The organism is Xanthobacter tagetidis (genome assembly GCF_003667445.1).
GTDB lineage: Bacteria > Pseudomonadota > Alphaproteobacteria > Rhizobiales > Xanthobacteraceae > Xanthobacter > Xanthobacter tagetidis.
Map to the genome: position 1 here is coordinate 38,667 of NZ_RCTF01000006.1, position 26,698 is coordinate 65,364.

At 68.4% G+C, this 26,698-nt stretch carries 25 protein-coding genes; 8 read left to right on the forward strand and 17 right to left on the reverse strand.

Features of this window, described 5'->3' with window-relative positions; genetic code table 11:
• Positions 1-229: 229 nt before the first annotated feature.
• The 5 genes from D9R14_RS08960 to D9R14_RS08980 all read right to left on the reverse strand — a co-directional run bounded on the left by D9R14_RS08960 (position 230) and on the right by D9R14_RS08980 (position 2,831).
• Complete coding sequence (locus D9R14_RS08960; RefSeq protein WP_121622987.1) at positions 230-961, reverse strand: rhomboid family intramembrane serine protease; 732 nt, start codon at positions 959-961, stop codon at positions 230-232.
• Between the two features lie 123 nt (positions 962-1,084).
• Positions 1,085-1,663: a cob(I)yrinic acid a,c-diamide adenosyltransferase gene (locus D9R14_RS08965; protein ID WP_121622988.1), complete on the reverse strand. Its 579-nt coding sequence runs from the start codon at positions 1,661-1,663 to the stop codon at positions 1,085-1,087.
• Positions 1,664-1,672: 9 nt separating this feature from the next.
• Entirely contained in the window at positions 1,673-1,867 is a 195-nt protein-coding gene (locus D9R14_RS08970) for a twin transmembrane helix small protein (RefSeq protein WP_121622989.1), read from the reverse strand.
• A 24-nt stretch (positions 1,868-1,891) separates the two neighbouring features.
• Positions 1,892-2,383, reverse strand: a complete 492-nt coding sequence (locus D9R14_RS08975; protein WP_121622990.1) for a TspO/MBR family protein — start codon at positions 2,381-2,383, stop codon at positions 1,892-1,894.
• Positions 2,384-2,390: 7 nt separating this feature from the next.
• On the reverse strand, positions 2,391-2,831 hold the full coding sequence (locus D9R14_RS08980) for a host attachment protein (RefSeq protein WP_121622991.1): 441 nt from the start codon (positions 2,829-2,831) through the stop codon (positions 2,391-2,393).
• A gap of 333 nt (positions 2,832-3,164) precedes the next feature.
• Between D9R14_RS08980 and D9R14_RS08985 the strand changes: the two genes are divergently transcribed.
• Positions 3,165-3,464 (forward strand): hypothetical protein, encoded by a 300-nt coding sequence (locus D9R14_RS08985; RefSeq protein WP_121622992.1) that lies wholly within the window; start codon positions 3,165-3,167, stop codon positions 3,462-3,464.
• A 157-nt stretch (positions 3,465-3,621) separates the two neighbouring features.
• Positions 3,622-5,184, forward strand: a complete 1,563-nt coding sequence (gene guaA / locus D9R14_RS08990) for a glutamine-hydrolyzing GMP synthase (RefSeq protein WP_170168559.1) — start codon at positions 3,622-3,624, stop codon at positions 5,182-5,184.
• A 223-nt stretch (positions 5,185-5,407) separates the two neighbouring features.
• Here guaA and D9R14_RS08995 read toward each other — a convergent pair whose 3' ends face one another.
• From D9R14_RS08995 to D9R14_RS09050, 12 genes are all read right to left on the reverse strand, one after another.
• The gene (locus tag D9R14_RS08995) at positions 5,408-6,463 is read right to left on the reverse strand and encodes a hypothetical protein (protein WP_121622994.1); all 1,056 of its coding nucleotides are present in this window, start codon (positions 6,461-6,463) and stop codon (positions 5,408-5,410) included.
• A gap of 136 nt (positions 6,464-6,599) precedes the next feature.
• A complete protein-coding gene (locus tag D9R14_RS09000) occupies positions 6,600-7,124 on the reverse strand; it encodes a phenolic acid decarboxylase (protein ID WP_121622995.1) in 525 nt (174 codons plus the stop codon).
• A 71-nt stretch (positions 7,125-7,195) separates the two neighbouring features.
• Positions 7,196-8,677, reverse strand: a complete 1,482-nt coding sequence (locus tag D9R14_RS09005) for a UbiD family decarboxylase (protein WP_170168560.1) — start codon at positions 8,675-8,677, stop codon at positions 7,196-7,198.
• Between the two features lie 243 nt (positions 8,678-8,920).
• Positions 8,921-10,096, reverse strand: a complete 1,176-nt coding sequence (locus D9R14_RS09010) for a PAS domain-containing protein (protein ID WP_121622997.1) — start codon at positions 10,094-10,096, stop codon at positions 8,921-8,923.
• Between the two features lie 120 nt (positions 10,097-10,216).
• Positions 10,217-13,609, reverse strand: a complete 3,393-nt coding sequence (locus D9R14_RS09015) for a molybdopterin-dependent oxidoreductase (protein WP_121622998.1) — start codon at positions 13,607-13,609, stop codon at positions 10,217-10,219.
• Between the two features lie 106 nt (positions 13,610-13,715).
• On the reverse strand, positions 13,716-14,774 hold the full coding sequence (locus D9R14_RS09020) for an ABC transporter ATP-binding protein (protein WP_121622999.1): 1,059 nt from the start codon (positions 14,772-14,774) through the stop codon (positions 13,716-13,718).
• Positions 14,775-14,784: 10 nt separating this feature from the next.
• Entirely contained in the window at positions 14,785-15,624 is an 840-nt protein-coding gene (locus tag D9R14_RS09025; RefSeq protein WP_121623000.1) for an ABC transporter permease, read from the reverse strand.
• Positions 15,625-15,626: 2 nt separating this feature from the next.
• Positions 15,627-16,550 (reverse strand): ABC transporter permease, encoded by a 924-nt coding sequence (locus D9R14_RS09030; RefSeq protein WP_245420658.1) that lies wholly within the window; start codon positions 16,548-16,550, stop codon positions 15,627-15,629.
• A complete protein-coding gene (locus tag D9R14_RS09035) occupies positions 16,547-17,608 on the reverse strand; it encodes an ABC transporter substrate-binding protein (RefSeq protein WP_121623001.1) in 1,062 nt (353 codons plus the stop codon). The genes D9R14_RS09030 and D9R14_RS09035 overlap by 4 nt, the downstream gene beginning before the upstream one ends.
• A gap of 103 nt (positions 17,609-17,711) precedes the next feature.
• On the reverse strand, positions 17,712-18,290 hold the full coding sequence (locus D9R14_RS09040) for a tautomerase family protein (RefSeq protein WP_121623002.1): 579 nt from the start codon (positions 18,288-18,290) through the stop codon (positions 17,712-17,714).
• A gap of 36 nt (positions 18,291-18,326) precedes the next feature.
• Positions 18,327-19,136 (reverse strand): pirin family protein, encoded by an 810-nt coding sequence (locus D9R14_RS09045; RefSeq protein WP_121623003.1) that lies wholly within the window; start codon positions 19,134-19,136, stop codon positions 18,327-18,329.
• A gap of 27 nt (positions 19,137-19,163) precedes the next feature.
• A complete protein-coding gene (locus D9R14_RS09050; protein ID WP_121623004.1) occupies positions 19,164-19,379 on the reverse strand; it encodes a rubredoxin in 216 nt (71 codons plus the stop codon).
• 215 nt (positions 19,380-19,594) lie between these two features.
• On the opposite strand from D9R14_RS09050, the gene D9R14_RS09055 reads away from it, so the two are divergent.
• The 6 genes from D9R14_RS09055 (at position 19,595) to D9R14_RS09080 (ending at position 26,696) form a co-directional block, all read left to right on the forward strand.
• Positions 19,595-20,269, forward strand: a complete 675-nt coding sequence (locus D9R14_RS09055; protein ID WP_121623005.1) for a GntR family transcriptional regulator — start codon at positions 19,595-19,597, stop codon at positions 20,267-20,269.
• A 346-nt stretch (positions 20,270-20,615) separates the two neighbouring features.
• The gene (gene dld, locus D9R14_RS09060; protein ID WP_121623006.1) at positions 20,616-22,415 is read left to right on the forward strand and encodes a D-lactate dehydrogenase; all 1,800 of its coding nucleotides are present in this window, start codon (positions 20,616-20,618) and stop codon (positions 22,413-22,415) included.
• Between the two features lie 65 nt (positions 22,416-22,480).
• On the forward strand, positions 22,481-24,085 hold the full coding sequence (locus D9R14_RS09065; RefSeq protein ID WP_121623007.1) for a thiamine pyrophosphate-binding protein: 1,605 nt from the start codon (positions 22,481-22,483) through the stop codon (positions 24,083-24,085).
• A 61-nt stretch (positions 24,086-24,146) separates the two neighbouring features.
• Positions 24,147-24,482 carry a hypothetical protein gene (locus tag D9R14_RS09070; protein WP_121623008.1) on the forward strand — a complete coding sequence of 112 codons (336 nt, stop codon included), beginning with the start codon at positions 24,147-24,149 and terminating at the stop codon, positions 24,480-24,482.
• Entirely contained in the window at positions 24,479-24,847 is a 369-nt protein-coding gene (locus tag D9R14_RS09075; RefSeq protein ID WP_121623009.1) for a hypothetical protein, read from the forward strand. The genes D9R14_RS09070 and D9R14_RS09075 overlap by 4 nt, the downstream gene beginning before the upstream one ends.
• Before the next feature lie 55 nt (positions 24,848-24,902).
• On the forward strand, positions 24,903-26,696 hold the full coding sequence (locus D9R14_RS09080) for a CocE/NonD family hydrolase (RefSeq protein WP_121623010.1): 1,794 nt from the start codon (positions 24,903-24,905) through the stop codon (positions 26,694-26,696).
• Positions 26,697-26,698 lie beyond the last annotated feature (2 nt).

The window sequence follows — 26,698 nt, forward strand, 5'->3', positions numbered from 1 at the left end:
CGTCGCGGGCACCGCGGCCCCGAAGTCCGCGCGTCCGCTTGCGACCGGCATAAGCGCGCCGGGGGCGGTCGTCTGGTCTTGGGGAGAGGCGGGCCGGACCATCGGACGCCGGCAGCCTCGCCGGCATCCGAGAGACCCGCGCTCCAGGGCGGAACCCTCGTCATCTCAAGGCTCCCTGCAATGCAGCAAAACCTTGGGGCCGGCAACGTAGGAGCGGCCAGAATGAGTGTCAACGCTCGCCTTCCCGCATGCCGCGCGGCGTCGGGACGCCCGAAGGGTCGCGGTCGAACAGCGCCACGCCGGGCCGGCGCATGACCGACACCAGCACCGCGCCGGCGACGAAGCCGCCGATATGGGCCCACCAGGCGGTCTCCTCGTCGCTCGCCGCCACCACCTGGTAGACCTGGAGCGCGATCCACAGGCCGATGACCCAAAAGGCGGGCACCCTGAGCGGCAGCTTCATGAACACCAGCGCCCACAGGCGCACATGGGGGTGCAGCACCAGATAGGCCGCGATCACCCCCGCCACCGCCCCGGACGCGCCGATGAGCGGGGCTTCCGAGCCCGGCTGCGCGACCACGTGCGCGGCCCCGGCGAGAATGCCGCACAGGAGGTAGAAGGCGAGAAACCGCCCGTGGCCGAGCGCATCCTCCACATTGTCGCCGAACACCCAAAGGAAGGCCATGTTGCCGACGAGGTGCAGCCAGCCGGCATGCAGGAACATGTAGCTGACAAGCGTGAGCGCGGAGGGAAGGCGCTCATAGCCCTCGGGCAGCACCGCCGCGCCCGTTACCACCGCCGGGATGGTGCCGTAGGCGAGCACCCCCGCCTCGCTCACCGCGCCGAAGCCGCCGTGCTGGAGCACCACGAACACGAACAGGTTCAAGCCGATCAGCGCCCATGTGACGTAGGGGCGCACCACGTGCTCCAGCGGATTGGTGTCGTGCAGGGGAACGAACATCGGCGCGGATCATCCCGGCGGGCGGCGGCGCCGCGGCCTCAAGGCCCAACGTGAGCAGGATAGCGGAAGCCTCGGCGCCGCGCCAAGGCTCTTGCCGTTCCGGAAGCCGATGCGGAGCGCCCGCTACCGGCTGGCGCCCGGCACCCAGAGCACGTCGCCCTTGCCGCGGTCGTTGGCGTAGCGGCCGGCGACGAACAAAAGGTCCGAGAGCCGGTTCACATAGGCAATGGCCGGGGCGCCCACGGCCTCCCCCTCCGCATGGGACAGCTCCACCATGTCGCGCTCCGCCCGCCGGCAGATGGTGCGGGCGAGGTGCAGATGGGCCGAGGCCGCGCTGCCGCCCGGCAGCACGAAGGAGGTGAGCGGCGAAAGCTCAGCGTTGAGGGTGTCGATGTCGGCCTCCAGGCGCTCCACCTGGGACGGGACGATGCGCAGCGCGGCGCCGGGGGCCTCGCCGTCCGCCGGCGGCGTGCACAGGTCCGCGCCGAGGTCGAACAAATCGTTCTGCACCCGCTCCAGCAGGCGCGAGAGCGCCGGCTCGCCTTCAAGGTGCAGCCGGGCGATGCCGATGGCGGCGTTGGCCTCGTCCACCGCGCCATAGGCGGCGACCCGAAGGTCGTACTTGCGCACCCGCGCGCCGGTGCCGAGCCCGGTGGTGCCGTCGTCGCCGGTGCGGGTGTAGATCTTGTTGAGCTTCACCATGGCCGCGACTCAGCGCTGCATCGCGAAGATGGTGATCATGATGAGCACCAGCGCCCCGAACTGGAACAGCACGCGCAGGCGCATGAGCATCTGCGAGCGCTGCGGCGAGCCGCCCGAGGCGAAGTTGAACAGGCCGAGCAGCAGCACCCCCGCCACCAGGAACAGCGCGAAGGGGATGAAGAGATAGATGGACCAGTGGAGCATGGGACACCCGTGGGCGGCGCGCCGTCAGTTCATCACTGCGATCGCCGCATTGAGGGTGGAGGCGTAGCACAGCCAGGCCAGATAGGGCAGCAGCAGCCACGCGGCGATCTTGTCCACCTCCCGCGCCGCCTTGATGGCGAGCGCCAGCGTGGCAATGAGCAGCAGGATGATTGCGAGCGCCGGCCAGGGCGCCTGGAGGCCGAAGAACACCGGCGACCACGCGGCATTGAGCGCGAGCTGCGCCAGGAATAGGACGATGGCGCGCGTGCGGCCGGGCGTTTGCGGCGGTTTGCCCCACAGACGCAGCAGCGCCACGCCCATGAGCGCGTAGAGCGTGGTCCAGGCGATGGGGAACAGCCCGTTGGGCGGGGTCCAGAACGGCTTGGCGAGCCCCTGATACCAGCCGGGAATCTGCGGCGTCGTCACCGCCGAGCCCGAGAGCGCCACGGCGGTGATGAGGCCCGCCACGGCGAAGAATCGGATGAGGCGGGTGTTCGGAGCGGTATCGGCAGCCATGTTCGCCTCAGGCCGCGATATGCCGCTCGATCTCGTCGACCGGCAGCTTCACAAGGTCCTTGGCCAGTTCGCCGTCCACCACCGCCTTCACCTGCGCGCTCATGGCCTCGCGCAGCGTGCCGAGCGCCTTCGGCGGGGCGACGATGAGGATGCGGCCGGTCCCGCTCTGCACCAGTTCCGCCAGCCGGTCGGCGAGACGGCGCAGGAATTCGGCCTCGGCGATGGCGTGGAGGTCCGTGGCCTCGACCGCGCTGCGGGAGACACCCTTCGATTCGTGAACGCGGCCGGGCCGGTCGGTGCCGAGCTGCGAGGTCGGCGCGCTGGGGGCGGTGATGGTCTCCAGCACCTTCAGCCGCGGCTTCGGGGCGATGCCGCTGTCGGCCAGAAGGAGCGCCTTCGCCCCGTCGCACACCAGAACAAGGCGGTTGGCTTTGTCGGCATTCGGCATGGGTCTTCACCTCCCTGGTCGTTGGTCCGGGTTCCGCCGGGCGCGGTTCCCGAAAACGCTGGACGTTGCACTGTCGACGTTTCCCCGTCGAACTCTCATGTCGTCACCGCAGCCCGCGCCGAAGCGCGAAGCGGGGACCGGCGCGGCGCCGCCTTCTTAAGGTGTGCCGCAATCGCCCGCATGCAAGGTCTATCATGCAGGTGTGTGAATGCGACGCATTGACCGAAGGCCATGCCTTGCCGGCTTGGCCGGCTCATGAGACGATTTCACGACATCGGAGCCGCGCCGCCGCGGCAGCCGACGCCGCACCGACGGCCCGGAGGATTTGAGCCCATGCCCGTTCTCGTCCGCTTCCTTCTGCGCCACGCGGCCATCGGCATGGGCGTCGCCGCGGTGTTCGTCGGCGCGCTCGCCGCCTTCGACGTGTTCCATCTGGGCGCGCTCATGAGCGGCTCGCCGGATGGGCTTCTGGCGCTGGCGGTGCTCACCTGCGCTCTGGGAATCACCTTCGGAAGCGTGCAGATGGGCTTTGCCGTCATGCTGATGGGCGAAGACGAGCAGCCGCCGAATGGCCGGCGCGCCCCGCTCAACCGCCTGCGCCCCATCCCGGTCCGGGTGCGCGCGCGGCGCTGAGGCCCCGCCTTCCCTTCCTCCGCTTCCCCTTCATTTGCAGTGCCGCCCGACGGCCGGGCGGCGCGTGACGGCCATGCGCCGGCCGCGCTTTTGCTTTCACGGCTTTGCCGCTAAAGGAGGGCGCACGCCCCCGAACCCGCGCGCAAGGCCCCGCCCCATGTCCTCCCCCGCCTCCCAGGAAACCGTCCTCATCGTCGACTTCGGCAGCCAGGTGACGCAGCTCATCGCCCGGCGGGTGCGTGAGGAGGGGGTCTATTCCGAGGTGGTGCCGTTCCAGAAGGCGCAGGAGGCGTTCCGCGCCCTGAAGCCCAAGGCGGTCATCCTTTCCGGCGGCCCGGCCTCTGTGCCCGACGGCGACAGCCCGCGCGCGCCGCAGGAGGTGTTCGAGGCCGGCATCCCCGTGCTCGGTATCTGCTACGGGCAGATGACGATGGCCGAGCAGCTGGGGGGACAGGTGGAGAGCGGCCATCATCGCGAGTTCGGCCGGGCGACGTTGCAGATCGAGAGCACCTCCGACCTTTTCGACGGTCTTTGGCACCCGGGCGAGGGCCACACGGTGTGGATGAGCCACGGCGACCGCATCACCGCTTTGCCCCCGGGCTTCAAGGTGAAGGGCACCTCTGCCAACGCCCCCTTCGCCCTCATTGAGGACGAGGCGCGCCGGTTCTACGGCCTCATGTTCCACCCCGAGGTGGTGCACACGCCGGACGGCGCGCGCCTGCTCTCCAATTTCGTGCGCAAGGTGGCCGGCCTCGAAGGCACCTGGACCATGGGCGCCTTCCGCGAGCGCGCCATCGCCCGCATCCGCGCGCAGGTGGGCACGGGCCGGGTGATCTGCGGGCTGTCCGGCGGGGTGGACAGCTCCGTCGCGGCGGTGCTGATCCATGAGGCGATCGGCGACCAGCTCACCTGCGTGTTCGTGGACCACGGCCTGATGCGCCGGGCCGAGGCGGACGAGGTGATCTCGCTGTTCCGCGGCCACTACAACATCCCGCTGGTGCACGTGGACGCCTCCGACCTGTTCCTGAGGGAGCTGGAGGGCGTCGAGGACCCGGAAGCGAAGCGCAAGACCATCGGCCGGCTGTTCATCGACGTGTTCGAGGCGGAAGCCAAGAAGGTGGGCGGCGCCGACTTCCTCGCCCAGGGCACGCTCTACCCGGACGTGATCGAGAGCGTCTCCTTCGCCGGCGGCCCCTCGGTGACCATCAAGAGCCACCACAATGTGGGCGGCCTGCCCGACCGCATGAACATGAAGCTGGTGGAGCCCCTGCGCGACCTGTTCAAGGACGAGGTGCGCGCGCTCGGCCGCGAGCTCGGCCTGCCGGAAAGCTTCGTCGGCCGCCACCCCTTCCCCGGCCCCGGCCTCGCCATCCGCTGCCCGGGCGCGATCACGCGCGAGAAGCTCGACATCCTGCGCCAGGCCGACGCCATCTATCTGGAAGAGATCCGCTATGCCGGCCTCTACGACGTGATCTGGCAGGCCTTCGCCGTGCTGCTGCCGGTGCGCACCGTGGGCGTGATGGGCGACGGCCGCACCTACGACCACGTCCTGGCGCTGCGCGCCGTCACCTCCGTCGACGGCATGACCGCCGACTTCTACCCCTTCGACATGGCCTTCCTCGGCCGGGTCGCGACCCGCATCATCAACGAGGTCAAGGGCGTCAACCGCGTGGTCTACGACGTCACGTCGAAGCCGCCGGGGACCATCGAGTGGGAATGATCTGAGGTCGCTTTCACCCCAGCCGAGCCACTCTGTCGGTATGGCGCGGGATGGTCGATACGCGGGCTTTCGCTGCCAACAGGCCGTTCTTGGTAGGGCCTTTCAATTCCGGCCGCCTGAACTCGGCCCACGGCTCATCAGTGCGGTCGAGGGGGCAGAGCGGCTTGGCGCCGTCCACTTTTCCGGGGGCGCCGCGCACCTGGAGAGGACGGATGAGCGGTTTTCAGTCCATGAGAACCGAGATCTCACCCGCAACGTCTGAAGCGGTCCGTCTGAGCTGCTTCAGCGTCTGCACCGTTCTCCGCGCGCCCTCCTCTCCGAGGAAGAACATGTGGTTGCCCGGCAGCGTCGTGCTCAGCCGCTGGGCGGCGTGTCCGACCTGCTCGACCAGCAACGCCCATTTCTCGTCAGGAAGCGCGGCGAGCTTGTCCGCTTGCGAGAAAACGAGACCTTCGCACAGCCGCAGGGTGATGTAGACGCCCCAGGTGGAGCGGTCCGTGAGCGCGTGGCGGGCGTCGATCGCGGAAGCGTGCGTCATCAGGGCGAGTGGCGGAAAGGCGCGATATTGGGCGGTGCCGACCTCGCGCGCGTCTCCGGCCGGGTCGGGAACGAAAGCGCCGTCCCGGTAGCGCATGGCCGAGGCGGCCAGCCCGACCGGGAAATCGCCGGTCATCTCGCGGGCGAACAGGTCGGCATCGAGCACCGCGTGGCCGGCAGCCGCGTTCTGATCCGCGAGGCATCGGAGCAGCCAGTCGAGATAGGCGCCCCTGATCGCGGCGAGGCCGTTTGCGGCTGGCTTCATGTGGTCGAGGCCGGGCAGGGTATGGGGCAGCGCCGATGCCGCCGCCATCGCGATGAAAAGCTCGATGCCCTTTCCCCTGCCGCGCAGCGCGACATGAAGCGGCTCGGCAATTCGCCCCGCCATGCTCCAGCCGAGCACGATGGCATTGGCCGGCAGGCCATTGCGGTCCATGTGGCGGGCGATGATCTCGGCGCTCTGCTCCGCCCAGTCGGTGACCGAGAACAGCGGGAATGCGGTGTCGAACACACCCCTGCTGTCGATGGGATAGGACAGGACCAGCGACGGGAAGCCGTCCTCATGCAGCCAGTGGCACAAGAAATCGGTGGCCCTTCCCCCGGGTGGTCCGTAGGCGATGCGGCCGAGCACCCCTCCCCCTGTGACGAACACCACGAGGGGATGATCCGGCCGCCCCGGCTCGAACCGCACCAGAGCCGGATAGCCGGCCGCCTGCGTCAATTCCTCGCCGGGATAGAGCATGGGGGATCTCGTCTGTGCTTGGGCCGGAGCGCGCCCTGTCGCGGCCAAGGCTACGCCGAGCATCGCGACTTGACGACGATTGAGGTCGCAGACACCCACCTCGAACCTCCATGTCGCGTCCGGCCATCGGCGCCCATTAGCCCACGTTGCGGCGCGTCGCATAGCCCGCAGGCAGATCCTCCGGCGCGCAGGCGATCACGCTTTCGTCGTCGCGGCCGCACTCCTCCACGAAGGTGATATCGGCGAACTCGTCGACGAGCAGGGTCGGATAGGTCGGCCCCGCGTCGCGATACTGGCGCATCAGGTCGATCTTTTCGTTCTGGAAGCCGATGATCTTGTTCGGTTCCTGCTCGATCCAGCGCGGGAAGAAGGTGGCGCCGTGGGCGCGGTTCTCATTGAGATTGTAGGCGACGCTCACGCAGGTGCCGGTCGGCTCGTGCCAGGAGACCTTGTACACGCCGTCGGCGAGGCGGACGATGTGGACCTCCTGGCCCTTCACCCAGCGCCCGCCCACCAGGCCGCCATGCACGCGGTAGTCGATGGTGCGGTCGTTCTTGAAGTACATCTCATACTGCCAGCCATTGGCATAAGTATAGATGATGTGCTTGCCCACGAAGGCGGCGATCTCCGCCGGATGGGTGGAGTCGAATGCGTCGGTCATGGCTTTGCCTCTCCCTGGCGCCGGGCTGATGCCCCGACCACCGGCTGTTGACGTGGGGTGGATGGGGACGCTTACGTGAACCCGTATTCGCGCCAGCGCCGACGCACGCGGTCGACGATGTCCGCCGGATAGCCGTGGCGGAACGATGCCCGCATCGGCAGGGCTTCGCCCCATTCGTCCGGGGCAAGGCCGTTGTAGACGATCTTGCCGGTGTGGCCCGAGGCCTTCTCGCTCCTGCGCAGATAGGCGAGGAGCGGCGCGGCCTCGATGTCATCGAACACGGCATGGCCCAGCAGCGGGTGGCAGCGGGTGGCGAAGGCCCAGACCAGCTCCTTCAGGTCGGTCGGATCGACGTCGTCATTCAGCACGATCACCTTGGGGATCACCGCCCCCGCCTTGCTCGCGAACACCACCTGCCCGATCCGCCGGCAGAGCGCCTCGCTCTCGCCGACGCCGCTGCGCCGGCGCCAGTCGCGCGGAACAGTGACCACCAGCCAGTGCAGCGCCGACTGCAGCGGGATCCAGGCCGCGGTGGCCGGGATGCCGGCCTGGCGCAAATCGTGGAGGAGCTGGGCCGCGCTCGGCAGGCCCCAGGCGGTGTGGTTCTCTTCCACCGGCTCGCCGGCGACGACGACCGGCAGGATGGCGTTGTCGCGATGGCTGATGGCGCAGACCCGGTAGGTGGGCCGGCGCGCCGGCGTGTCGAGAGGGATGTAGCCGGCGAACTCGCCCATGGGGCCTTCCTCGACCAACTCGTCGAGATGCAGATGGCCCTCGATCAGAATCTCGGCGCTGGCGGGAGCATCAAGCTCGACCGTCCTGCACCGAACGGTCCTGATCGCGCGCCCCATCAGCGCGCCGAGGCGCCCGCTCTCGTTGACATGGGCCGGCAGCGGCATGCCGCAGATGAAGGGAACGGAGGGCTCCACCCCGAGCGCCAGCGCGAACGGCATCGGCCTGCCCAGATCCGCCCAGGCCTGCGCCACCATGCCGAGGTGCTGCTCCGGCGCCACGATCCCTGACAGGCGCTTGGCGTCGACCACCATCATCCGGGCGATGGACCAGTTGGTCCAGGTTCCGTCCGGCGTGCGCGCGACGATGCAGCCGAAGGTGTTGAGATAACGCCCGCCGTCCCCATAGTGCAGCAGCGGCGCGGGAAGCGCGGAAAGATCCACCGCGTCCCCGGTGAGCATGTTCTCGAACACCGGCGCATCGTCCACGACCACTGGATCGATGGCCGGCCTGTCGAGGCTCGCGACAATGGCCTCGGCGATCGCAAGGCCGCCCGTGGTCGGCGGCAGCTCCAGCGCGACGGCAACGCGAACGAGCTCCATGCCGGGCTGCGCGCTGGTGCCGCCCGGCGCACCGAGGATGCGGAAGCCACCGGGGTGGTCGGAGAGAACGTTGAACAAAGGCGCCGGCGCCCCGGTCTCGATGCAGCGCCGGATGACGGCGCCGAGTTCCAGATCGAGGGAGACCGGCGCGTCGATCTCCTGGATTTCCCCGAGGCCGCGCAGGGCCTCGACATAAAGGCGCAGGTCGGTGAGGGGCATCAGGCGTCGCCCCCGGCGCGAGCGGCGACGGGAGGAGCTGCGTCCGGCTGGCTGCCCCATCGATTCCCGGAGGCGCCGCTGATCCCGACGATCATGCGCCCGCGTGGCGCAGGAATGACGTTCTGTTGCATGGCGCGCATCCGGTCCCGGTTCGATTGAACGGAGCCTAGCCGGCGGGGCACGGCGCCTCATCGTCAGAACTGGCTATGCGGGAACGCGACCGGCGGGCCGGCGGATGTTCCTTCAGCGCAACTGCGGCACAAGCGCCCCGAGCGTCGCCATGGTGCGCTCGAAGTCGCGCAGATTCTCCGCTTCCGACTTGGCCAGGATCGAGCGGATCTGGCTGCGGACGGTCATGAGCGAGACCCCGCGTCCGCGCGCCACATCCTCGGCGCTGGCGCCGCCGCTGAGCGCGATGGCCACCTCCGCCTCGGCCCGGCTGAAGCCGAACATCTCGCACAGCATGTCCGCCTGCGGCACCGCCTTGCGATTGAGGGGGCGCAGGATGATGAGGGCCAGGGGCTCCCTGGCATCGCCTTCGTCCCGCCCGCTCACGTCATTGGCAAGGCCCAGCGGCGCCGGGGCGACCATCAGCGCCACGACCGCCCCGTTCCGCGAGGTCACGCGCATGGCGCCTCCCGAGCCCCCGGATGTGGCCGAGGCGACGAGCCGGCGGAGCACGCCGGCCTCTTCGCGGGACATGGCCGCGAGGTACACGCCGCTGCCGGCATAGGGGCCGGAGCGCAGGGAGAACAGGCCGGAATCGGGCCCGGCCAGGTATCTGCGGGCGAGATCGTTGATGAAGCGGATCTTCAGTCCCGCATCGACGACACTCACGCCCACGGGAAGCGCGTCGAGGGCGGCCCGCGTCAGGGCGACCGCCTCGTCCTCCCGCCCCAGCCGTGCGCGCAGCTCGATGGCGCGCTGGACGTGCGGCATGAGGGTCCTGAGCAGGCGGACATGGATTTCGTCGAATGCGCCGGCGTCGTCGCCGCGGGACACCAGTATCGGTGTCGCCTCGGTGATGCCGGCCATGCCGCCGATCACATGGCGCCGCTCGTGATGCCGAGCGAAGTCGAAGTAATATTCGCTGCGGAGGAGTTCGGTTTCGGCGACCAGCTCGGCGCCGAGCTTGGCGTTGCCGAGGTGGTGGGCCCGCGCTGTCGCAAAGTCGTAGCGGGCCTTGGCGGCGTAGGGGTCCCTGGCGTGGAAATAGGCCGAATAGGCGCTCTCGCTGCCGTCGGGCGGCATCAGCAGGTTGCGCGGCCCCCCGGAACCTCCGAGGACCAGCACAGCGCGCCGGGCATCCATGATGCGGCAGATGCGGTCGCCGACGTCCAGCCAGCTGCCGTCCCCGGCGCCGGCCTGATAGATGGCGCCGACGCAGTCGGCAAGATCACGCTCCGTGTCTTTCATCATGGGGCGGCCCCGAACGTAGCCGGAGAATGGCTGAGAATCTCAGCCCGTTCAACGCATCCCGGCCAGTGCGACAGGGCGTGGACCGGGGGCGGTGTTGAAAGCGACGTCATCCCCCTGCAATCACGGGGCGATGGTCAGATCGGTGAGGGGCACCGCCTGGCAGGCGAGGCAGGTGCCGGCATCCGCCGCCACCGGCACGCGGTGGGCGACCTGGCCGTCCATCAGCGCGACGGCGCAGCTTTCGCATTGGCCCACCCGGCACCCGCTGCGCAGCTGGATCCCCGCCGCCAGCGCCGCATCGAGCAGCGAGCCGGCTTGCGGCGTCCACTCGAAAGACCGGTCGGCTCCCATCACGCTCACGCGCCGCGGTGCGAGACGGGGCGGCATCTCGGCGGCGACCGAAAAAGCCTCGGTGAAGATGTCGAAGCCCGGTAACCCCCATCGCATCAGAGCGTGCCGCATGGCGGCGATGAAATCCGCAGTTCCGCAGATATATGCGATCGGCCTGCCCGCCGGCGCATCGGGCAGGGCACCGCTGGCGCGCAGGGCGTCGATGTCGAGGCGCCCCGCCACGACCCGGTGCGCTGCGCGGTCCTGTGCATCGGGACGTGAATAGGCCGTGATCCTGCGCAGCGACGGAATACGCGCCGCGAGGGCATCAAGCCGGTCGGCGAGCGGGTGTTCGGCGCGGCGGCGGCAGCCGTGCAGCAGCAGGACATCTCCGGCGCGTCCCACCGGCGCCTCCGCGAACGCTTCAAGGAGCGACACGAACGGGGTGATGCCGATGCCGTTGGCGATCAGCAGAAGCGGACGGGCCCCGTCGAGCGGGAGCGTGAACACGCCGGAGGGCGGCTCCAGCAGCAGCGTGTCGCCGGCCGCAAGCTCCTGGATGCGGTGAGAGAGAAAGCCGGCTTCCCCGCCATCCGCACACGCCGGATTGCGCCGCACGGCGATGGAGAAGGTCCGCGGCGCGGCGGGCGGCCCGGTCAAGGAATAGGCCCGCGCCGGACCGCCCGGCTTCAGGCGCACCACCACATGCTGACCCGGCAGGAAGGCCGGCAGCGCGCCGCCGTCCTCCGGCACCAGCGTCAAAGCGCGGGTCTGGGCATCCGCCGCATGCGCGGCGGCGACGATGAAGCGGCGCTCACCCTGCCATCGGCCGCGATTGGCCTCGGGCAGCGGCACGATCTCGCAGCGCACCGCCCGGAGCGGCACCGAGCCGCTGACCGGATCGCGGGCGGCATCGCTCAGGGCGGCATTGATGTTTGCGGTGTCCGGCCCATGGCTGCCGGTGCCGGCCCGGCCGAGCGGGCCGCACGCCTCCCACCAGCCGAAATCGGCCACCACGATCGCATCACCGAGCGCCTGGTTGATGCGCACCCGCAGGCGCGCGCCCCCGACCCGCGTGCGCACCTCAGCCCAATCGCCGGCCGCAAGGCCGCGGGCGGCGGCGAGGTGAGGGCTGATCTCGACCACGGGATCGGGTGCCTTGCGGCGCAGGGATGCCACATGGCGATGGGAGGTGTGGACGAACCATCCGCTCTTGGCGGTGGTGAGGATCAGCGGCAGCGCCGCGTCCTCGTCGGCATAGGGCTGCACGAAATCGGGCAGCGGATCGTGGCCGTGCTCCAGCAGGCGCTCGCTGTAGAGCTCCACCCGGCGGGTCGGGGTATCGAAGCCGCGCACCGTGCCATCCGCCTCCTGCGCCGCAAACTTCGCATGGGCGAACGGCTGCGGCACGCGCACCCCGTCCGGCGTGCCGCGCAGGTCTTCCACCGTGAGGCCGAGCGGCTGCAGCTGGTAGTTCCAGCCGGCCTCGATGTCGCCGCCGAAGAACTGGGCTGCCATGCCGAGGCGCGTCGCCAAGGCCATCACGATCTCATGGTCCGCCCGGCTCTGCCCCAGGGGTTCGAGCACCTTCCGGCGGAACTGGATGGTCTCCGCCGCCGCCTGGGTGATCTCGAAGCCGATGCGCAGGCCGTCGCGCTCCCAGGGCATGTTCACCGGAAGCACGATGTCCGCACGCGCGGCCGTGGGGTTCATGAACATGTCGGCGTGGACGTGGAACTCGAGCGCATCCAGCGCCGCGAGATTGCGCGCCGTGTCGGCCTGCGACACCACGAAATTGGTGCCGAAGCTCATCAGCGCGCGCACCTTGTAGGGCACGCCGTCGATGGCGGCGCGGGCGAAGTCGCGGGCGGTGATCCAGCCGTGAGCGGGCGGGCCCAGCGGCAGATCGGCAAGGCCGAGCGCCTTCTCCTTCTGTCCGGGCGGCAGCAAGGCGAGGTCGTTCAGCGTGTTGGCCGGCGGCGGCACGGTCCAGACGTTGCCGCCCTCCCGGTCGCAGGAGCCGACGAGGGCGAACAGGGTGGCGATGGCGCGCTCGGTCTGGGTGGCGTTGGCGTGCTGGCCGACGCCGGTCCAGGTGTAGTAGGCGGCACGCGGCGCCCCCTCCAGCAGCGCGTAGAAGGCTTCCACCTCTGCCGCGCCCAGCCCCGTCAGGGCGCAGACGCGGGCGAGCGAATACAAGCGGGCGCGCTCGGCGAGGCGGCGGAAGACGGTCTCCGCCTCGATCACGCGGCCGTCCGGACCGCGCATCCGAACCGCCCCGTCGAGCAGCCAGCGCGCCGCATCTTCGGGCGCGCGGGCGGTGTCGCAGGACTGCGGACGGCCTTGCGCGTCCAGCACGAGGAAGTCCTCCCCCTCCCCCGCGCCTGCCGCCTCGGCGCGCAGGAACCGCCCGGTTTGTGTGTCCACAAGCAAGGCGGCATTGGTCCACGTCCGCACGAAGCGGTCGGCGAAGCGCCCGCTCTCGATCAGATGGTGGATCGCGCCCATGGCGAGGGCCGCGTCCGCACCCGGCCGCATCCGCAGCCACAGGTCCGCCTGCTGGCCTGAGCCATCGGGCTTGGGGTCGATCACCACCACCTTCGCGCCGCGCCGGCGGGCCTCCGCGACCCGGCTCGCCTGCGCCAGCCAGGTCCGCGCCGGATTGTGCCCCCACAGGACGATCACATCGGCATGGTCGTAGTCCGGCACGCCGAGCCCGCGCCCGAACGTGAGCGCGTGGGCATAGTCCTTGTGCCAGCCGCACACCTCGATGGCATAGATGAGGTTCGGGCTGCCGAAGCAGCGCACGAAGCGCTCGATCCATTCATAGCTGTCGACGATGGGCGAACCGCTGAAGGTGGTGGCGGCGAACGCCACCGCCTCCGCGCCGGATTGGTCCCGGATGGCGCCGAGACGGCCTGCGATCTCGTCCAGCGCCTCGTCCCAACTGATCTCCTCCCAGCGCGCCCCATCGCCCTTCGGGCCAATCCGGCGCAGCGGCGTGGTGAGGCGGTTGGGGCTGTGCACCAGCTCCGGCGCGGCGCGGCCCTTGGCGCACAGCGCACCGCCGGTGGGATGGTCCTGGCGCGGCTCGACACCGACCATCCGCCCGTTCTCCACCAGCGTGATGGAGCCGCAGCGCGAGCGGCAGAGGGTGCAATAGCATTTGTGTCGTTCAGCCATGGTCCGTCTTTCGCGCGCTGAAGGGCGCGCGGCTTCTCCGGCCGCGAAGACGGCCGTCGGATGGAGCGTGAGGGTCGGGCGCCTGATGCGGCGCGGTGCGAGCGCTCTAGAACAGCATCGGCGCATCCGCCGGCCAGGAGGCGACAACCGGGTCTCCCGGCCGCAGGTCGTCGCGGCCGCTGTCGGCATTGTGCAGATGCGCCGCAAGCCTCGCGCCCGAGGCGGTGCGCACCACGACCTCGGTGAGGGCGCCGCGATAGATCACGTCCTCCACGGTCGCCTCCAGAGTGCACGCGCCGCCCGGCGCGGGGGCACCCCGCTGCAGGCTGACATGCTCGGGGCGGATGGCGAGCGCCGATGCGTTGGACGGCGCGTCCGCGTTCCCGAAGGCGAAGCGCTCACCGCTCTCGCTCCGGAACCGGCCCGGGCCGTCCAATCCGCCGGGAAACAGGTTGGTGCGGCCGATGAATTCCGCGACGAAGCGCGTCGCCGGCCGCTGGTAGATCTCGCGTGGGGTGCCCACCTGCTCCACCCGCCCCGCCGACATCACCACGATGCGATCGGCGACGCTGAGCGCCTCGTCCTGGTCGTGCGTGACGAAGATGGTGGTGAGCCCGAGCGCCGACTGCAGCCGCTTCAGTTCGGTGCGCACCTCGGTGCGCAGTTGCGCGTCGAGGGCGGAGAGCGGCTCGTCGAGCAGCAGCACCTCGGGCTTGTAGACGATGGCCCGCGCCAGCGCGACCCGCTGCTGCTGGCCGCCGGAGAGTTCCTTCGGCAGGCGGCCGGCGAGGTGCGCTAGCTTCACGAGGGACAGCACCTCGTCCACCCTGCGCCGCGCCTCCTCGCGGTCGACCTTGCGCATCTGAAGCCCGAAAGCGACGTTCTCCGCGACGCTCATGTGCGGGAACAACGCATAGCCCTGGAACACAAGACCGGCGTCGCGCAGGTACGGCGGCAGGTGGGTGACCTCGCGCGTGCCGAAATGGATCGAGCCGGCGCTCGCGGGGGTGAGACCGGCGATCATGCGCAGGGTCGTGGTCTTGCCGCAGCCGGAGGGGCCGAGAAAGGCGATGAACTCGCCTTGGCCGATCTCCAGCGAGACCCGGTCCACGGTCACCAGCGCGCCGTGGCGCTTGATGAGATCCCGGATGAGGATGTTCGACATCTGAGCCCCTTCAGAATGCGCGCGCGAGCTTGAAGTAGCGGTCGGTCAGGACGAGGCCGGCCGAGATGACGGCGATCTGGACGGTCGCGACCGCGGCGATGGTCGGGTCGATGCTCCACTCCAGATAGTTGACGATGACGATGGGCAGGGTCGTCACCCCCGGCCCGACCAGGAACAGCGACTTCTCCAGGTCCACGAACGAGGCGATGAAGGCGAACAGCGCCCCTGCCACCACGCCTGGGCGGATGAGCGGCCAGGTCACGAGGCGGAACGCCGTGAGCGGCCGCGCGCCCATGGTGAGGGCGGCCTCCTTCAGCTGCGGGTCGAGACCCACCAGCGAGGCGGTCACCAGCCGCACCGTCCACGGCAGCGCGATCAGGCTGTGGGCAAGGGCGAGGCCCCAGAAAGTCATGGCCACCTGCACGCCGCTCGCCAGTTCCACCTCGATGAGGAACATGTAGAGCGCCGCGCCGGCGACGATGCCGGGGACGATGAGGGGCGCGAGCAGCAGCGACTGGATCGCCTCGCGTCCCGGGAAGCGCCCGCGCGCCAGCACCAGCGCCGCCGGCACGCCGGCGATGAGGCTCACCAGTGTCGCCACGACTCCCAGTTTCAGGCTGGTGACGAAGCCGTCGCGGAACTGCGGCATCGCCGCGGCGGCGCGGTACCAGTCCAGGGTGTAGCCCGTGGGCGGAAAGCTGATGATCTTGTTTTCAAAGAAGCTGATCCAGACGATGGCGACCAGCGGAGAGAGCACCATCACGAAGGCGGCGACGCAGCCGCCGACCATGACCGGCCGGAACGATCCGTCCGACAGGGAGCGCGGAGAGGGGGAGCGCGTGCCGGCCATGATCAAAGCACTCCGTAGCGCTTCTGCAGCGCAAGGCTGGAGGCGACGCTCAGCACCAGCGTCACGGCCATCAGCACCAGAGCGATGGTGGCGGCGAACGGCCAGTTGTACACCTTGATCGCCTGCTCGAAGACCTTCGGCGCCATCATCTGGAATGACGGGCCACCGATGAGGACCGGCGTCGCATAGGCGTTCATCGCCAGCACGAAGCACAAGAGGCAGCCGGAGAAGATTCCCGGCATGGCGAGCGGAAGGGTCACGCGGAAGAACGCCGTCCACGGCGGCGCACCCATGGTCTGGGCGGCTTCCTCATAGGCCGTGCCGATGTTCTCGAACACGCTCTCCAGCGAGATCACCATGAACGGCAGCAGCACGGCGATGAGGCCGATCACCACCGCCGATCCAGTGTAGAGAATGCGGACCGGCTCGGCGATCAAGCCGGCGGACAGCAGCGCCGAATTGATCAGTCCCTTGTCGGCGAGCAGAACCATCCAGCCCGCCGCGCGCACCGCGTTGCCCATGAGCAGCGGAATGATCGTGGCGAGGATAAGCACCGTCTTCAGGGCGCGGCTCTCGACCCGGCTGATGACGAACGCTGCGGGGACGCCGAGGACCAGGCAGATGGCCGTGCAGCTGAGCGCGACCACCAGCGTGCGGGCGAGGATCATCAGATAGAACGGCTCGCCGAAGAAGCGGGCATAGTTTTCCAGCGTGAAGCCCACGAGGTCCGGTGAAGCGGCATCGAAATGGGCGACACTGGTGCGGGCCATGAGGGCTAGCGGCAGCACCAGCCCCGCCAGCACCAGCGTCAGGCTGGGAAACAGCAGCCAGCCGGCGCTGGACCGCCGGCGCCGGCGGTCCGTGGCGCCCGGCGCAGGCAGCCCGCCGGTCAGGCTGTCTTCGCCGGTGAGGGCGAGCGCGCTCACGCCTTGAATTCCTTGTTCCACCACTCGATCCACTGGGCGTCGCTCTTCGCCGCATAGGGGTAGTCGACGAAATTGAGCTTCGCGATCTGGTCGGCGGTGAATTCGAGGCGCTTGCGATCCTCCACGGGGACGTCGGCATTGTCGGTGGCGACGGCATAGGAGGTGGCGAGGGAGATGGCGCCCATGGGCTTGGGCTGGAGCATCGCCTCCAGATAGGCGTAGGCGCCGTCCACGTTGCGCGCCCGCTTCGGAATGCCCGCGCCGAACGAGATGGCGACGGCCCCTTCCTTCGGATAGGACCAGCGCAGGGGCAGACCTTCCTTCTCCCACTGGATGGCACGGGCGCTGTAGTTCGCCGAGATCCAGATCTCCTCGGCCTTGAACGCCGCCGCGAGTGCCTGGTGGGAGGGATAGAGGCGGGGCTGAACCTGCTTCTTCATCTCCAGCAGGGCGGGAAAGGCCTTGCTCACGTCACCCATCGACCCGCCGTGGGCGAGCGCGGCCGCGTAGATATAGTTGAAGTAGAGCTGGTCGATGATGCCGACGCGGCCGGCATATTTGGGGTTCCAGAGGTCCGCGAAGCTTGTCGGCGCCTGCGGAATCCTGGCCGGATTGTAGAGCAGGACCACGCCGCCATAGGCTGCGGGGATGAAATAGGGCCGGCGCAGCTTCTCGATGATGTGGCCGGCGCTGGGAATGCGCGACATGTCGAGGGTTTCGAGCACGCCCTGGGCGCTCATCTCATAGGCGTCGGCATCGCTCAGCCAGGTCACGTCGACGCTGGAGCGGGGCAGGCGGCGCTCCGCCAGCATCTTCGCCTTGCGCTCCGGCACCGGGGCGAGGTCGTGGATGATGCGCATGGCCGAGGCGGCGAAGGCCGGTTCCTCGAACCCCTTGGCGATGCGCTCGTTCCAGTCGCCGCCCCAGTTGGAGACGACGAGCTCGCCGCTCTGCGCGCGCCCGGCGCCGGGCAGCAGGGAGGCGGCGCCGAGGGCGGCGGCGCCGGCGAGGAGGCGCCTGCGATCCAGCGCAGGGCCCAGGATGGTTTGATTGGTCACGAAGTTCCCCTCACTTCTTCTCTGGATTGTGGCAGGAGGCCGCGCGCGTGTCTCCGCGCTTCGGCCGGTTGTGGAAAGAACGCGCCGGTCCCGGCGCGGGTCATCAGGCCGGTTCTGCGGCCGCGGCCAGCAGTTGGGGCCGCAGCGAGGGCAGCATTCCGCCGGTGTCGGCCGGATAGCCCGCCGCCGCCATGGCCCGCGCCTTGGCCTCGAAATAGGCGCGCGACCAGATCGGCCGGGGGCCGCCATCCTGGCCCACCGTCCTGGCGATGGATTCCAGGCTGATGGGCTGGCCGCCGTCGCCCCAATTGCCCTCGGTCACCTCATTGATGACGGTGAGCAGGCTGCCGGCCGGATCGGAGCAGCCGGTCGCCCCGGCGATCTCTTCCGCCACCCAGGCATGAACCTCGTTCTTGTGCGCGACGTTCATGTAGCCTTCGGGGATGAACACATTGACCAGGAACTTGCCCGGACCGGTCACGTAGGTCCCATCGGTTCGGCCGCCGATCCACCAGTCGTCCGCGGCGAAGGCGGTGAAGAATACCCAGGCGAACGCCCGCCCGCCGGGCGTGTTGGCGCCGCCTTCCATTTTGATGAGCACGTCGGTGAGGCGGGCGGCAAGATCGGCTTTCGCCGCAGCATCGAGCGTCCCGGCGGCATAGCGCACGTCCATGATCGGCATTGTCGACTCCCTTGGGATGGATCGCCGGGCACGCCCTCAGTCGAGGAGGTCGGCTCCGTGGGCCTTTTCCCAGGCACGGATGCGGGCATCGTCGAGCATGGCGGTCTCGACGAAGAAGATGTCGGAGCTGTCGGCAGCCTCGATCGCGAGGGTCTCGACCCCGCTGATGCCCAAGCTGTCGCGACGCCCGAGCGCAACCTCGTTCACGGTGGCGCTGCCCTCCGCGACGAACACGTAGACGCCGTGCTCCGGCGTGCGCGGGGTGTAGGTGAAGCCGCCGGCGCGGTCGGTCACCAGACGCGAGACGCGCAGGTCCTGCGATACCGGCAGCGCGCCGTCCGCGTCACCCACGAGTTGAGCGATTCGGTTGCGCCGGGTGCGGATGTCGAAGTGGGCGCGATGGTAGCTCGGCGGCAGAAAGAGCTGGCCAGGCATGAGCCACAAATAAATGGCGTTCATGTTCTCCGGGCTGATCGAGAGCTCGCAGTGCTTTCCACCAGATCCGGCGGAGAAAACATAGTAATCGCCCTGCCGCAGCTGGTCCACCATGCCCTGGCCGGCCGTGTTGATATGGGTCAGCTCGCCTTCCAGCACAAACGCGCAGATGATGAAATTGTGATGCGGGTGCATGTTGTAGCCGCAGCCGGCACCGCTGAACACTTCATCACCGAACACGCGGACGGTGCCGAACCCGGGGCGCCCGCCCTGGTATTGATGGAAGTTGAAACTGGATTCGCGGGTAATATGACTTCCGGGATGGCCGGCCACGTAAGACGAGGCACTACCATCGGAATAGATCACGTCGTGGCCGCGCTCGCCCGCCCGGAGTACGAAAGATTTTGGCATGATTTATCTCCCGAGATTGTTGCGCGCTCAGGCGATTCGCGCCTGATCGACGCCGGCTTCGGCGTAGCCCATCTCCACCATCTCGAACTGGTTCTTGGGGGTGCCGCAATCGGGGCAGACCCAGTCGTCAGGGATATCAGCCCAGCGGGTGCCGGGCGCCAGCCCGTGTTCCGGAAGGCCGAGGGATTCGTCATACGAGAAGCCGCATCCGAGGCAGAGCCATCGCTTGAGAGGCGCATCCATGGTGAGTATCCTGCATTACAGTAGCGCGTCACACGTCACGTTTTAGATTGGCGCGCCACCAACGGCAAGCGCAAAGTTTGTGCAGGGTCCAAAGTGCCGACTTCCCTTGCCACTTGAGGCACCATCGCCGCTTGCGTTGCTTGCGCGGTGCGCAGTGCCGCATTATTGTAGAGCGCTACCAATTGTGCCTCAGGGGCACCAACTGCGGGCGGGTAATGGATCCGAATTTGCGTGAACAGGTGCTGCGGCAGGTGCGGTCGGAGATCATTTCGGGACAAAGCGGCCCGGGTAAGATGTACTCGGTGCCCACCCTGGCGGCCGACCTCGGCATGTCCACGACGCCCGTGCGGGAAGCGCTGCTGGAGCTGGCACGGACCGGCCTGATCGAGCCCATGCGCAATCGCGGGTTCAAGGTCGTGGAGCCGACCGTGGACGATCTGCGCAATCTGTTCGACATGCGCAGCCTGCTCGAGGTGCATGCCGCCGAACTGTTCGCCCTCAAGCCGCGGAAGAAAAAGAAGCTCATCGAGCAGCTCACCGGCCACGCCGACGCGATCCGCGCGGCTGTGGAGAATGACGATCTCTACGGCTACCTGGAGAACGACCGCAATTTCCACATGGCCTTCATTGGCGCGGCCGAGAATGCACTGCTCACGGAGATGGCCATGGGCCTGCGCGACAAGATGCGTCTCCACGGCATCTCGTCGCGCGCGGGCCTGGAGCGGCAGGCCGCATCTGTGGACGAGCATTACCAGCTGACCGCCCTCGCCGAGGCGGGCAACGTGGACGGCATCCGGGAGCTCATGCGGAACCACATCCTCACCTGGGAGCCGATCTTCATGGAAGCGCTGCTGAAGAGCAGGCGAGAGACGAGCGGGACGCGGGCCTGAGAACGGGCGCCGGACGGCCCGGCCAGGTCGATCGGCCATGAGCGGTTCGATCGCCGCGACAGCCCGAACAGGTCCCGCAGGCTCGGCCGGCCGGATAAAGCGCTCCCGCGTGTTCGTCCCCCGCTCGGTACGGCCCCGGGAATGGGCCGCGTCAGGGACGACGGGGCGCCATGGGAATGCGCGGCATCACCACTTGTGGCGATGCAGCCCGAAGGACATCCAGACAGACTGAGAGCCGTCGATCCTCGTCGGACGGTGCATCGGTCGCCTCGCAGGGAAACCGCCCGATCAAACCGCTTGATGAAGCGCGTCAAGAGGCGGAGCTTACCCAAGGGGGATGATTGCCATGGATGCCGCATTTCTCGACCTGACGGTTCCGGCGGGCAAGACCGCTGCGCGGGAGACCGCCGACGGCGATGCGACCCTGATCGCAGACCTTCGGGACATCGTCGGTCGCGCGCATGTCCTGACGAGCCCCGAGGCCACGCGCCGCTTTCGCACCGGCATAAGGTTCGGCAGCGGGCCGGTGGTGGCCGTGGTGCGGCCCGGTTCGCTGGTGGAGCAATGGCGCGTGCTGAAGGCCTGCGTCGCCGCCGACAAGATCGTCATCATGCAGTCGGCCAACACTGGGGTCACCGGCGGCTCGACCCCTGACGGGGACGACTATGACCGCGGCATCGTGCTCATCAACACCATGCGCATCGAAGGCCTGCACCTGATCAATGACGGGACGCAGGTGGTGTGCCTGCCGGGCACGACCCTGTTCCACCTGGAAAAGGCCTTGGCCAAGATCGGCCGCGCGCCGCACTCGGTGATCGGCTCGTCGTGCATCGGCGCGTCGGTGTTCGGCGGCGTGTGCAACAATTCCGGCGGCGCCCTGATCCATCGCGGCCCGGCCTTCACCCAGCTCGCGCTGTTCGCGCGGCTCGATGAGGCGGGCAGCCTGCATCTCGTCAATCATCTCGGGATCGCGCTGGGCAACGATCCGGAGACGATCCTCCGGCGGGTCGAGAGCGGCGATTTCACGCCCGCCGACATCGTCAACGACCCCGCCCGCGCCGCCTCGGACCACGACTATGCGGACCATGTGCGCGACATCGCGGCGCCAACCCCGTCCCGCTTCAATGCCGATCCGCGCCGCCTGTTCGAAGCCTCCGGCAGCGCCGGCAAGGTGATGCTCATGGCGGTGCGGCTCGACACCTTCCCGAAGGAGAAGGAACAGGTCGTCTTCTACATCGGCTCGAACGACACCGGCGAACTCGAAGGCATCCGCCGCCATATCCTCAGCACCTTCAAGGATCTGCCGATCGAAGGCGAGTACATGCACCGGGACTCCTTCGATTGCGCAGAGGTCTACGGCAAAGACACCTTTCTGGTGATCCATTATCTGGGCACCGACATGATCCCGCGGCTGTTCGCGCTGCAGGCGGCATTCGACAATTTCTGCCGGCGGATCGCGTTCCTGCCGAACAACCTCAGCGCCAAGATACTGCAGGCCCTGAGCCACCTCTTCCCGAAGCATCTGCCCCGGCGCATGATAGATTACCGCGACCGCTTCGAACACTATCTGCTGTTGAAGATGGGGGACGACGGCATCGCGGAGGCCCGCGCCCATCTGAAATCAATCTTCCCTTCGAAATCCGGCGACTATTTCGAGTGCACGCCCGATGAAGGCGACAAGGCCTTCCTGCACCGCTTCGCCGCCGCCGGCGCCGCGATCCGCTATCGCGCGGTCCACGACGAGGAGGTGGAGGATATCGTCGCGCTCGACATCGCGCTCCGCCGCAACGACGAGAACTGGTTCGAGACGCTGCCCGAAGAGATCGACAAGCACCTGATCCGCAAGCTCTATTGCGGCCACTTCTTCTGCCACGTCTTCCACCAGGACTACATCGTGGCGAAGGGCAGCAATTGCGAGGAGATCGAGCACGCCATATGGAAGCTGCTCGATGCGCGCGGCGCGGAATATCCCGCCGAGCACAATGTGGGGCATCTCTACTTCGCGAAGCCCGCCATGGTCGACCATTTCAAGGCGCTCGACCCCTGCAACACCTTCAATCCCGGAATTGGCCGCACCACCAAGTGCGCCCACTGGATGCCGCGCGGACAGGCCGGTGCACCCGGCGCCTTCCGGTGCGACCGCTGACCATTTGAAATACCACGTACGGCGCACGCCACTCGGCTGGCTCCGGCAAGATCATTGGAGCGAACATGACGACCCGGACCGGTGGCGAGCTCATCCAGGATTTCCTTGCGACGTATGACATTCCCTTCGTCTTCGGCAATCCCGGAACCACGGAGACGACCTTCCTCGCGGCCGTGGCCGCCTCGAAGGCCACCTATGTGCTGTCGCTGCATGAATCGAGCGCGGTGGGCATCGCCGCGGGCTATGCGCTGATCACCGGCAAGCCGTCCATCGTCAGCCTGCACACCTATCCGGGCCTCGCCAACGGCATGTTCAACATGCGCAACGCGCTGATGTCCGGGGTGCCGCTGCTGGTGATCAACGGGCAGCAGGATTCCCGCTTCCTCATCCACAATCCGGTGCTGGGCGCGCCCAATGTCCAGCTGGCGCAGACCGCCACCAAATATGCCTATGAGGTGACGCGCACGGACGATCTCGCCGTCGCCCTGCAACGCTGCTACCTGCACGCGCGGCTCCAGCCGACCGGTCCGGTCTTCCTCTCCATTCCCATGAACTTCATGCTGGAGGAAACCGGGCACACGACGTTCAAGAAGACGCGCATCGTCGAGGACGTGGTGCCGCACTCCATCGGCGAGGTGGCGGACACGCTCAAGGCGGTGCCGGCGGGCAGGCTCGCCATTGTCGCCGATTACGCGGTGGGCGCGGCGCATGGCATCGATGCCATCAGCCGCATCGCGAGCGCCCTCGGCGCCGACATCTATGCCGCGCCCTTCCATGTGCAGGGCACGGTCGATCCGCTGCATCCGAACTTCCGCGGCCAGCTTCCGCCCACCACGAAGGCGATCAACGAGGCGCTCGGCCGCTACCACACCATGCTGCTGATCGGCGAGAAGGTGGACAGCTTCACCTATGATGGCCTCCAGGCGCTGCCGCCGGAATTGCAGGTCATCCAGATCGCGCCGGCGGCCAGCCAGCTTGGCTTCGACTTTCCCTGCGACATGGCGGTGCTCGGCGACATCCAGGCGACCCTGGACGCGCTGGCGACCGCGCTCGGCGCCGACAGGGTACCTGTGGCGCGGACAGTCGACGAGGCGGCTCTCGATGCCAAATATCCCGCTTCGGGACCGCACGCGAGCGATGCGCTGATCCTGGCGGTGCTGCGCCATCTCGACCGCTCCACCCACGTCATCACGGAAGGCTCGTCCGAGGACGCCATCGTGCAGGACATGGCGGTGAGCCTCGGCTTCCGGAACGTGCATTTCTCGCCGCGCGGCGGCGGTCTGGGCTGGGCCCTGCCGCTGGGCGTCGGCATCGGCCTGGCGAGCGGCAAGCACGCCGCCTGCTTCGTCGGCGATGGAGGAAGCCTGTTCTCCATCCACGCGCTCTGGACGGCGGCGAAGTATGCCATCCCCTCCATCTTCATCTGCTTCGTAAACAACGAATACCGGCTGCTGAAAGACCTGTGGTGCAACGTGATGGGCACGACCATCGCGACCACGCACTTCGTCGGCCTGGACTTCAGCGATCCCGATGTGGACATGCGCAAGATCGCCGAGGGCTTCGGCGCCCGCGTCGAGACGATCGACGCTGCCGCAAGCGTCGGCGACGTGCTCGCCCGCGCGCTCGCGCATCAGGGTCCGAGTTTCCTGATCATCAATCGCGAGCCGTGAACCGGCGGCGGTGCGGCGCCGCCCGACGGATACCCATCGATGCAGAATAAGTGAGGCGGTCATGTCCGGAGACTTTGAGAAGGAATTGACACGGCGCGTGTGGACCGACGACGCGTTCGCCGCGCAGGTGGAGAGCGACCCGGTCGGGGCGCTCAAGACCATGGGCGTGAACGTGCCGGCCGGCGTCAAGGTGAAGGTGGTCGTGCAGCGGCGCGACCGGGTCTACTTCACCATCCCGCCCGCCCGCGCACCGCAATCGCCCCCGCCGCCGGCGCCGCTCAACCAGATGGACCTGTGGTCCAGCCAGGGCCTGTTCATCTGGCTCGTGCCCGTGGCCGCCAAATTCAAGCTGCTGGCCCTGCGCAACGCGGCTCGCACCGAGGGAGATGAGCCGTGAGCAATGCCGATTTCGTCGAGAAGAACTACGAGCGCATCGCCACCGATCACGATTACCGCGCCAAGCTCCTCGCCGACCCGGTCGGGGTGGTCTGCGCGGAGTTCGGCTACACGCCGGGCCCGGATTTCAGGATCGAGATCGTCGAGCAGGCGGACGACACCATCGTCATCATGGTTCCGCCGAAGCCCGAGGACGGGACGAATCTGGAGCAGGCGCTGACCGAGGTGACGGAGCGCGTCTTCGACCTGCTCTTTTCATCCGGCATCGGCGGCTTCTTCATTCCGGACGACAAGCAGAAATGGGTGGTGCGCGAGATGCGCCTGGCCGCGCAGAAGAAGACCGGCCTCGATATCTCGCAATTGTAGAACGACCCCGCGCCAAGATCTGGCGCGGCGACCTGAGACCCGGGGGAGAATGCACATGACGACCCAAGCCGGGAAGCCGGGCTTCTGGGACAATCTCATCGCGCCGAAGGGCGGCCTGTTCGGCCCGCAGCTCGCCGGCTGGACGCCGGGACCCGCCGCGAAGTCGGGGCTCGGCTGCCGCGTCCTCGCGGACCAGATGGTCGAGGTCGCTCCCTCCATCGCGCTCGCGGCCGATGTCTATGTGCCGAAGGCGCCGGGCCGCTATCCGGCGATCATCTGCTTCGCGGCCTATTCCAAGGAATTGCAGGCCGCCGGCGCGCCCGCCGGCAACAACGAGACCGGCAGTCCGCCGGTCTTCACCGACCGCGGCTATGCCCATGTCATCGTCACCCGCCGCGGCATGGGCCGCTCGGGCGGGGCGGATGCCGTCTATCTCAACGACACGGACGTGGAAGACCACGCCAAGGTCATCGCCTGGGCCGCCGCCCAGCCCTGGTGCGATGGGCAGGTGGTGCTGTTCGGCACCTCCTATTACGGGCTGACCCAGCCGCAGGTGGCGCGGCTTCGTCCGCCGGCCCTGAAGGGCTTCTTCACCAACGAGATGTGCACGGACTTCTTCCGCCACATCGCCATGTTCGGCGGCGCGCCGCAGCCGGATTTCTTCGCGCTCTGGATGGGCGCGAACTTCACGCCGCTGCAGTTCAGGCTGCACGTGCCGCCGTTGCTGCGCGCGGTGGTGAGCCACATCACCAATTCGCCCCTGAAGCACCTGTGGTGGCCGCAGCTGAAGAAGCGCATGTCGCGGATCATGAAGGGGTTTCAGCGCATGACGCCGACGGCGCCGACGCGCCGCCTGTTCGCCGGCCTCATGCTCGACGGCAAGACCCGGGCGACGAGCGTGCTGCCGTCCGGCCCGTCCGGCGCGCTGGGCGACATCGAGGTGCCGTTCGTCGTGGTGCAGAATGCCGGCTACCTCAACCTGCACCAGTTCGGCGCCTACGACCTGTTCGAGAATGCCGGCACGCCGAAGGATCGCCGCTGGCTGATCGTCGGCCCGGCGACCTACGACCTGCCGGTCTATGCCTGGCAGCTTGAGGCGCTCGCCTTCTTCGACCATCTCGTCTACGGCGCGGACAACGGCTATGCCGCGCAGCCGCGGGTGCGATACTGGACGGAGGGACCGAAGGACTATCGCAGCGCAACGGACTGGCCCCTTCCCGGCAGCACGGCGCTCCGGCTCTACCCGGCCTCCGGCGGCGCGGATGCCGACACGCACTGCCTTCATCGCGCCCCAGGGGTGGCCGGGTCCAACCGATGGGCGGCGGTGCCGCTCGGCGCCATCGTCACGGCGGGCTTCGACGAAGTGGAGACCCAGCGCCTCACCTTCGAGATGCCCGTGGACGAGGAGACGGAGCTGACCGGTCCGGTGACGCTGAGCCTCTCCTTCAGCTGCAACGAGATCGATTCCTACGTGGTGGCCCGCACCGGCCTCGTCTCGGCGGACGGCGGCTACCAGATCCTCTCCATGGGCGCGATCCGCCCTGCCTGTCGCAGGATCGACGCGGCGCGCTCCACCTTGACCGAGATCGCCATCGACATCGATCAGCCCGAGCCCCTGACACCCGGCGTGCCGGTGACGCTGCGCTTCAGCCTCACGCCGCAGCCCGTGGTGCTGAGGAAGGGCGAGCGGCTGCGCCTCGACATCGCCAGCCGCACCGATCTCCTGCGCAGCGACGTGAGCCACGGGCACGCTCAGTTCGACATGCAGGTGCCGCCCTATTACGCGCGCAACACCCTGCATTACGGACCTGACACCTTCATCGAACTGCGGCGCACCGGGCAGGGGTAGGA

Excerpts from the sequence above, each read along its gene's own strand:
- D9R14_RS08960 (WP_121622987.1), bottom strand. The coding sequence starts at position 961 with ATGTTCGTTCCCCTGCACGACACCAATCCGCTGGAGCACGTGGTGCGC.
- D9R14_RS08965 (WP_121622988.1), bottom strand. The coding sequence starts at position 1,663 with ATGGTGAAGCTCAACAAGATCTACACCCGCACCGGCGACGACGGCACC.
- D9R14_RS08970 (WP_121622989.1), bottom strand. The coding sequence starts at position 1,867 with ATGCTCCACTGGTCCATCTATCTCTTCATCCCCTTCGCGCTGTTCCTG.
- D9R14_RS08975 (WP_121622990.1), bottom strand. The coding sequence starts at position 2,383 with ATGGCTGCCGATACCGCTCCGAACACCCGCCTCATCCGATTCTTCGCC.
- D9R14_RS08980 (WP_121622991.1), bottom strand. The coding sequence starts at position 2,831 with ATGCCGAATGCCGACAAAGCCAACCGCCTTGTTCTGGTGTGCGACGGG.
- D9R14_RS08985 (WP_121622992.1), top strand. The coding sequence starts at position 3,165 with ATGCCCGTTCTCGTCCGCTTCCTTCTGCGCCACGCGGCCATCGGCATG.
- guaA (WP_170168559.1), top strand. The coding sequence starts at position 3,622 with ATGTCCTCCCCCGCCTCCCAGGAAACCGTCCTCATCGTCGACTTCGGC.
- D9R14_RS08995 (WP_121622994.1), bottom strand. The coding sequence starts at position 6,463 with ATGCTCTATCCCGGCGAGGAATTGACGCAGGCGGCCGGCTATCCGGCT.
- D9R14_RS09000 (WP_121622995.1), bottom strand. The coding sequence starts at position 7,124 with ATGACCGACGCATTCGACTCCACCCATCCGGCGGAGATCGCCGCCTTC.
- D9R14_RS09005 (WP_170168560.1), bottom strand. The coding sequence starts at position 8,677 with ATGCCCCTCACCGACCTGCGCCTTTATGTCGAGGCCCTGCGCGGCCTC.
- D9R14_RS09010 (WP_121622997.1), bottom strand. The coding sequence starts at position 10,096 with ATGATGAAAGACACGGAGCGTGATCTTGCCGACTGCGTCGGCGCCATC.
- D9R14_RS09015 (WP_121622998.1), bottom strand. The coding sequence starts at position 13,609 with ATGGCTGAACGACACAAATGCTATTGCACCCTCTGCCGCTCGCGCTGC.
- D9R14_RS09020 (WP_121622999.1), bottom strand. The coding sequence starts at position 14,774 with ATGTCGAACATCCTCATCCGGGATCTCATCAAGCGCCACGGCGCGCTG.
- D9R14_RS09025 (WP_121623000.1), bottom strand. The coding sequence starts at position 15,624 with ATGGCCGGCACGCGCTCCCCCTCTCCGCGCTCCCTGTCGGACGGATCG.
- D9R14_RS09040 (WP_121623002.1), bottom strand. The coding sequence starts at position 18,290 with ATGCCGATCATGGACGTGCGCTATGCCGCCGGGACGCTCGATGCTGCG.
- D9R14_RS09045 (WP_121623003.1), bottom strand. The coding sequence starts at position 19,136 with ATGCCAAAATCTTTCGTACTCCGGGCGGGCGAGCGCGGCCACGACGTG.
- D9R14_RS09050 (WP_121623004.1), bottom strand. The coding sequence starts at position 19,379 with ATGGATGCGCCTCTCAAGCGATGGCTCTGCCTCGGATGCGGCTTCTCG.
- D9R14_RS09055 (WP_121623005.1), top strand. The coding sequence starts at position 19,595 with ATGGATCCGAATTTGCGTGAACAGGTGCTGCGGCAGGTGCGGTCGGAG.
- dld (WP_121623006.1), top strand. The coding sequence starts at position 20,616 with ATGGATGCCGCATTTCTCGACCTGACGGTTCCGGCGGGCAAGACCGCT.
- D9R14_RS09065 (WP_121623007.1), top strand. The coding sequence starts at position 22,481 with ATGACGACCCGGACCGGTGGCGAGCTCATCCAGGATTTCCTTGCGACG.
- D9R14_RS09070 (WP_121623008.1), top strand. The coding sequence starts at position 24,147 with ATGTCCGGAGACTTTGAGAAGGAATTGACACGGCGCGTGTGGACCGAC.
- D9R14_RS09080 (WP_121623010.1), top strand. The coding sequence starts at position 24,903 with ATGACGACCCAAGCCGGGAAGCCGGGCTTCTGGGACAATCTCATCGCG.